The organism is Streptomyces sp. NPDC026394 (assembly GCF_055567735.1).
Genome location: NZ_JBVHPX010000059.1, coordinates 1 through 5,004, shown reverse-complemented (window position 1 = coordinate 5,004; position 5,004 = coordinate 1). Strand labels below are relative to the sequence as shown.

The following is a 5,004-nucleotide window of genomic DNA, read 5'->3' as shown; positions in this document are numbered from 1 at the left end:
GCTCGACGTCCGCTCCCCAGGTGCCCAGGTTGTAGCGGCCGGGGGTCCAGGTGGTGCGGCCCTGGCCGCGCAGGTCGATCGCGAACACCTGGAACCGGGAGCTGAGCAGCCCGATCGCGTCCTCGTAGCCCCACCACGACTCGCCCTGCGCGGGGATCAGCAGCAGTGCGGGGGCAGCGGGGTCGCCTTCGGCGACGTAGTTCATGCGGATCTCGCCCAGGTCCACCAGCTGCTCGTGGTATCGGTGCGGGACAAGGTGCCGGCGCGGTCAGCGGCCTCGGACATGCCCATGGTCGTACTCCTCGCACAGCGGCCGGCAGCTCAGAGTCAAAGGCGGCTACCGGCTGCCATCCTTCCTGCGAGCCGCCCGATCAGCGACCCGACGCCCGACCGTAGACCCCATCGAGGACAGTTACTGTCCTCGATCCCTGTCCAGGGACTGGACGGCGGGTCATGTGACACCCATCTCGCGGTCGGGTTGCCCCGTCATGGTGCCCGGTCTTCCTCGCCGAGGAAGACCGCCTGGAATCAATAGCACTCAACCCAACGGAGGCGGTTGATCACTCCGCTCATGGTCATCAGCGGAGAGCCCGGCACGAGCGGCTTGCGGGCGTTCTCCGCCGAGACGCCGTCGCAGCCCGTGCGGCTGGCATGGGCCAATCTCTGAAGGGACACCCGCAGGCAAAGGTGTCCCAGAGGTGTCCCGATTCTGGCAGAAGAGGTGGCCGACAAGTCATACTTGCCCAAGATGTGGCATAGCGTCGAGTCGGACCGCGGGTTGTTGTATTGCTGTCCCAGTGGCCGGTACGGGGGACGGAGCGGCAGTTGGGTACGAGCGTCCAAGTACAGAACGTGCACGGGCAGTTGCTCGTCGGCGATCACAACGACGTCAACGTTGTGAACCACATCGTCGTGCTGGACCACGGATCGTCCGTGGCGCCGAGCGCTGGGGGACCACCGCAGGTCCGCCGGCACGCCGCAACTGCGCCACACCGGACGCGGCACCCTCCACCACGGCGCCCCGCGCATCGAGGAGGGTGCCGTCGAGGTCGAACACGGCGAACCGCGACGGCCGGCCGGGGATCACGGGGCCGTTCCCCGACAGTCGAAGCTCAGGAAGACGGGTGCGGTACGGTCGCGGACCGTCGGCAGCAGCGCGCCCAGATAGTCCGGTACCAGCTTCACGGACCCGAGATCATGCAGGTCGATCCAGCGGAACTGCAGCTGGGGCTCCTTGCTGATGACCTCGGGTCGGCCATCGCCCACGGGGAGCCGCGGCTCCACGAGGAAGTAGAAGCAGATGTCGTGGTGGACCTGGCCCCGATCGTCACGGAAGAAACTGTCCGCCACGACGGCGAGTCGGGCGCAGCGCACCGACAGACCCATCTCTTCCATGTACTCCCGTTCGCAGGCGGCGGTGAGCGACTCTCCGGGCAGCAGCCCGCCTCCGGGCACTCCCCATACCTCGACGTCGGCCAGGCTTTCCATGAGCACGGCGTGGTCGTGGTACCAGATGCCTGCCGCACGGACGCGGGCGGGGCCAACCTGTTCTGTCACTGCGCTGTTCCTTCGTTGGTCGGTGCGGAGGCGAGTACGGGTAGCTCGGACACCGCGAGGTCGGGATTGAGCGGATGCAGCGGTCCCGGCCGGTTGTAGATGCATTTTTCACACAGAGTGCCACCGAGGTCGTCTTCGAGGTGCCGCCGTCGCAGTTTGACCAGCCGTGGCGAGTGGAATGCCGCCTCGATGTCGGGGGATTCCACCAGATCGGTAATGGCCAGGTAATTCTGGTAGTCGCCGCAACAGGCGGACAGGTATCCCTCGGCGGTGACATGTACCCGGTCGAACGGTCGATGACATGGAGCGCGCTCGGTCTTTGTGGGCACGTCGAACGGCATCTGGCCACTCTGGTTGGACGCACCGTAGAAGAGGTAGGTGTCCACGGCATCCCCCAAACACTCCTGGAGGGCCGGCAACTGACCGGTATTCTGCGCGACCTCCACGAATGACACGGACAGATGAAGTGCGGCACCGTGTTTCCTGCGCAGCTCATCGGCGTACAGAAGATGGTTCAGCACCCGCTCGAAATGGGCCTTCCCGTGGACCTTGCGGTAGCTGTCCGCGTCGCCCGCGTTGATCGAAGAACTGGAGATGGGTCAAACCGGCTTCGACGCAGCGGCGTAGCCGGTCCGTGGTGGCCAGCGAGCCGTTGGTGGTGACCTTGATCTTTTCGTACCCCATCTGGCTGCAACCGGCGATGACGGTCTCCAGATGCCGGGCGGAGAAGGGCTCGTAGCCGCCGTGCAGACTGATTACGCGCGACCCACGATCGTAGCAGTCCTGGGCGGTCTGCAAGTAGAAGTCCGCACCTGGGCTGCGCCGCTGTACGCGCAGCAGTGCTTGAGCGCAGAAGGTGCAGGAGTGATTGCAGGCATCGGCGATCTCCAGCATCACCTTGCGGGGCCAGGCTGGTCGGAGTTCACGGTCGAAGACGCGCGGACGCCGGGCCGTGCACCCATATGCATTTCGCCGCACAACGGGTGCTCGGCTCCGACTACCTGCAGCGTTACACCTTGCTGACCCGCAATGATCTGCAGGTGACTTCATTCGAGAAGCTCGCGTGGGGCGTCGGACGGAACGAATACCTCAACGGGCGCAATGGCACAAGCGGTGCCCTGCTCCTGGTCGACGACGTTCCCTATACAGAAACCGTCCAGTACCTCACGTACGGAACAAGCGTCAGTGCAGCGCGCGAGGCTGAGCAGCGGTTGCAGGATCTTGCCGCCACCTGCTGATCCGCCCCGCCGCCGTGCCGGTGTCCCCCGCACCGGCACGGCGGCGGGGGCGGCACGACCGAGTCCACGGTGTCAACCGGTCTGCTCCGCGGTGGACTTGCGTGCCCGCATGCGCTTGACCTTGGCGATGCTGCCGCAGGCCCGGCCGGTTTCTCCGGCGTACATGCTGCACCATGCGCGAGAGTTGTTGCGGGACTGGTCATAGAAGACCCAGCGACAGTCCGGGCATGTGCGAAGCCTGCGCCAGCGCCCTTCGGCCACCAACTGAGCCGACAAGCGGAGCAGTTCGGGGATGGTGCCCGGAGCCCCCCGGTAGACGAGCCTTTCGTTCTCGATGCGCACCGTCTGCGGGTGGCGCTGCAGCCACGAGTCGAGCCGCTCGCTGCCGCGTTCTTCGACGTCCGCGCGCAGATCATCGCGCAGTCGCATCAGCTCACCGACCTCAGTTCTGCTGGCCGGAGCGGGCAGTCGTGCGAAGGAGCCCTGCCAGACAGACGGCTTTGCAGCCAGCTCCGGGAGCGTCTCGGTGGGGATGCGGGTGTCGTTCGGGATCAGCCAGCTGTTGAGGAAGCTGCGCAACTCCTCCACGTCAGGACCCGCCGTCGTTGTCGCCATGTCATCACCATAGGCGGTAAACAAAACCAGCGACCGCTGTTACCGTCTATTTCCATGACTGGTAAGCAGCTGGCCGGGGGGCCTCCGAAGCCGTCCTTCCGTAACGTCCTGTCCCTTCCGGGCCACACGACCTGGTACCTGGCGGTCATGCTGATACGTGCTCCCGTGGTGATGGCTCCCCTGGCCCTCGTCTTCGTCGGCTACACCACCGGATCCTTCGCCCTGGGCGGTATGCTCGCCGCCGCCCACGCACTGGGAGAAGCCGCAGGCGCCCCCGTCACAGGACGCAGCTTCGACACCAAACCCTTCGTCCGCCAGCTACGCCTGTCCCTCGGAGTCGAGGCCGCCGCCTTCGCGACACTCGCCCTGACCGCCTCCCACGCTCCGGTGGCCGTCCTCCTCGCCCTCACCTTCACCGCCGGCGCCGCCGCCTCCGGCGCGCCCGGCGGAATGCGCGCCCAGCTCTCCTCCACTACTTCCGAGCACCTGCGCCCAGCCGCACTGGGCTTGGAAAGCTCCCTCAGCCAAAGCGTCTGGGCCATCGCACCGCCCCTGACCGCACTGCTGTACGCACAGTTCTCCGCCACCAGCGCGCTCCTCGTCATGGCCGTCTTGTCCGCAGCCCCCGCATTTTTTGCCCACCGCATCCCCCACACCGGCCAGCTCCGGCAAGCCAGCCTCCCGCAGGAAGCATCAGTGGGCACCGGCGCAGTGCTCAAGCTGGCCTGGCCCACCGCCCTGCTCTCCGCATCGATCATGTTCCTCATCGGCACCGCAGACGTCCTCCTGCCCGCCCGCCTCAAGGACGTCGGAGCCTCTCCCGCCCTGGCCGGACCCGTCATGACCGCGTTCGCCGTCGCCAGCGTGGCCGCCGGCCTCCTGTACGGAAGCCGCCGCTGGCCCGGCACCCCCCGCATCCAAACTCTCGTCCTGCTCCTGGGCACCGCCGCCGCCTTCGCCCTCCCCGGCCTCACCTCCCACCCCTGGAGTTTCACCGCCGCCTTCGCTTTCGGCGGACTCCTCTACAGCCCCCTGATGATCATCAGGAACCTGGCCCTGCAAAAACGCCTGCCGCAAAGCACCTGGGCCACCGGCTTCTCCGTCCTCTACGCTGCCGCAGGCCTCGGCTACGGCGCGGCTGGCCTGATGTCCGCAGCCATCCTCCGCACCGCCACCGCCGGCACCGCGTTCCTCATATGCACACTGACCACCACCGTGATCGGCGTCGTCTCCCTGCTCGGGGAACGCCTGCACCGCCCCGCATCCCGAAGCACCGACGCCCCCGCCGACACCACCCCACTGCCAATAGCACCCGAGCACTGATGCAGGCGCGCCTGCCGGAGCGAGATGCTCGTAGCCGCACGGCCGAAACCAGCCGGGGACCGCGGCGCACACAGGTCAGCGAGCGATCGCGGGGGCGATCAGCATGCTCAGCGCCAAGGCGATGACGAGGGCCAGCTTCTCGTCCGTCAGGCCGTAGTTGTGGGATCGGCCGCTTTGGCGGCGCGGCGGTATTCGGCGTTGATGCGCTGGGCTTCTTCGAGCTGGTCTTCGAGGATGATGATGCGGCAGGCGGCTTCGATGGGGGTGCCCT

Annotated in this window: 7 protein-coding genes and 2 pseudogenes; 2 read left to right on the top strand and 7 right to left on the bottom strand. The window is 66.9% G+C overall.

The window, feature by feature from the left end:
- From ACZ4QV_RS42290 to ACZ4QV_RS42270, 5 genes and pseudogenes are all read right to left on the bottom strand, one after another.
- On the bottom strand, positions 1-226 hold a 226-nt coding region (locus ACZ4QV_RS42290; RefSeq protein WP_467764548.1), incomplete at its 3' end, for an alpha/beta fold hydrolase.
- 305 nt (positions 227-531) lie between these two features.
- Positions 532-648: pseudogene (locus ACZ4QV_RS42285) on the bottom strand (mini-circle protein); the annotation flags it as partial.
- Between the two features lie 435 nt (positions 649-1,083).
- Entirely contained in the window at positions 1,084-1,557 is a 474-nt protein-coding gene (locus tag ACZ4QV_RS42280) for an NUDIX domain-containing protein (RefSeq protein ID WP_467764547.1), read from the bottom strand.
- A complete protein-coding gene (locus tag ACZ4QV_RS42275) occupies positions 1,554-2,078 on the bottom strand; it encodes an SPASM domain-containing protein (protein ID WP_467764546.1) in 525 nt (174 codons plus the stop codon). The genes ACZ4QV_RS42280 and ACZ4QV_RS42275 overlap by 4 nt, the downstream gene beginning before the upstream one ends.
- Complete coding sequence (locus ACZ4QV_RS42270) at positions 2,050-2,451, bottom strand: radical SAM protein (RefSeq protein WP_467764545.1); 402 nt, start codon at positions 2,449-2,451, stop codon at positions 2,050-2,052. Before ACZ4QV_RS42270 ends, ACZ4QV_RS42275 begins: the two co-directional genes overlap by 29 nt.
- A 68-nt stretch (positions 2,452-2,519) precedes the next feature.
- On the opposite strand from ACZ4QV_RS42270, the gene ACZ4QV_RS42265 reads away from it, so the two are divergent.
- Positions 2,520-2,795, top strand: a complete 276-nt coding sequence (locus ACZ4QV_RS42265) for a hypothetical protein (protein WP_467764544.1) — start codon at positions 2,520-2,522, stop codon at positions 2,793-2,795.
- Positions 2,796-2,867: 72 nt separating this feature from the next.
- Here the strand turns inward: ACZ4QV_RS42265 and ACZ4QV_RS42260 are convergent, their stop codons facing one another.
- Positions 2,868-3,410 carry a CGNR zinc finger domain-containing protein gene (locus ACZ4QV_RS42260; protein ID WP_467764543.1) on the bottom strand — a complete coding sequence of 181 codons (543 nt, stop codon included), beginning with the start codon at positions 3,408-3,410 and terminating at the stop codon, positions 2,868-2,870.
- A 54-nt stretch (positions 3,411-3,464) separates the two neighbouring features.
- Here ACZ4QV_RS42260 and ACZ4QV_RS42255 point away from each other — a divergent pair, with 54 nt between their 5' ends.
- Positions 3,465-4,733: an MFS transporter gene (locus tag ACZ4QV_RS42255; protein ID WP_467764542.1), complete on the top strand. Its 1,269-nt coding sequence runs from the start codon at positions 3,465-3,467 to the stop codon at positions 4,731-4,733.
- Between the two features lie 146 nt (positions 4,734-4,879).
- Here ACZ4QV_RS42255 and ACZ4QV_RS42250 read toward each other — a convergent pair.
- Positions 4,880-5,004: pseudogene (locus ACZ4QV_RS42250) on the bottom strand (MerR family transcriptional regulator); the annotation flags it as partial.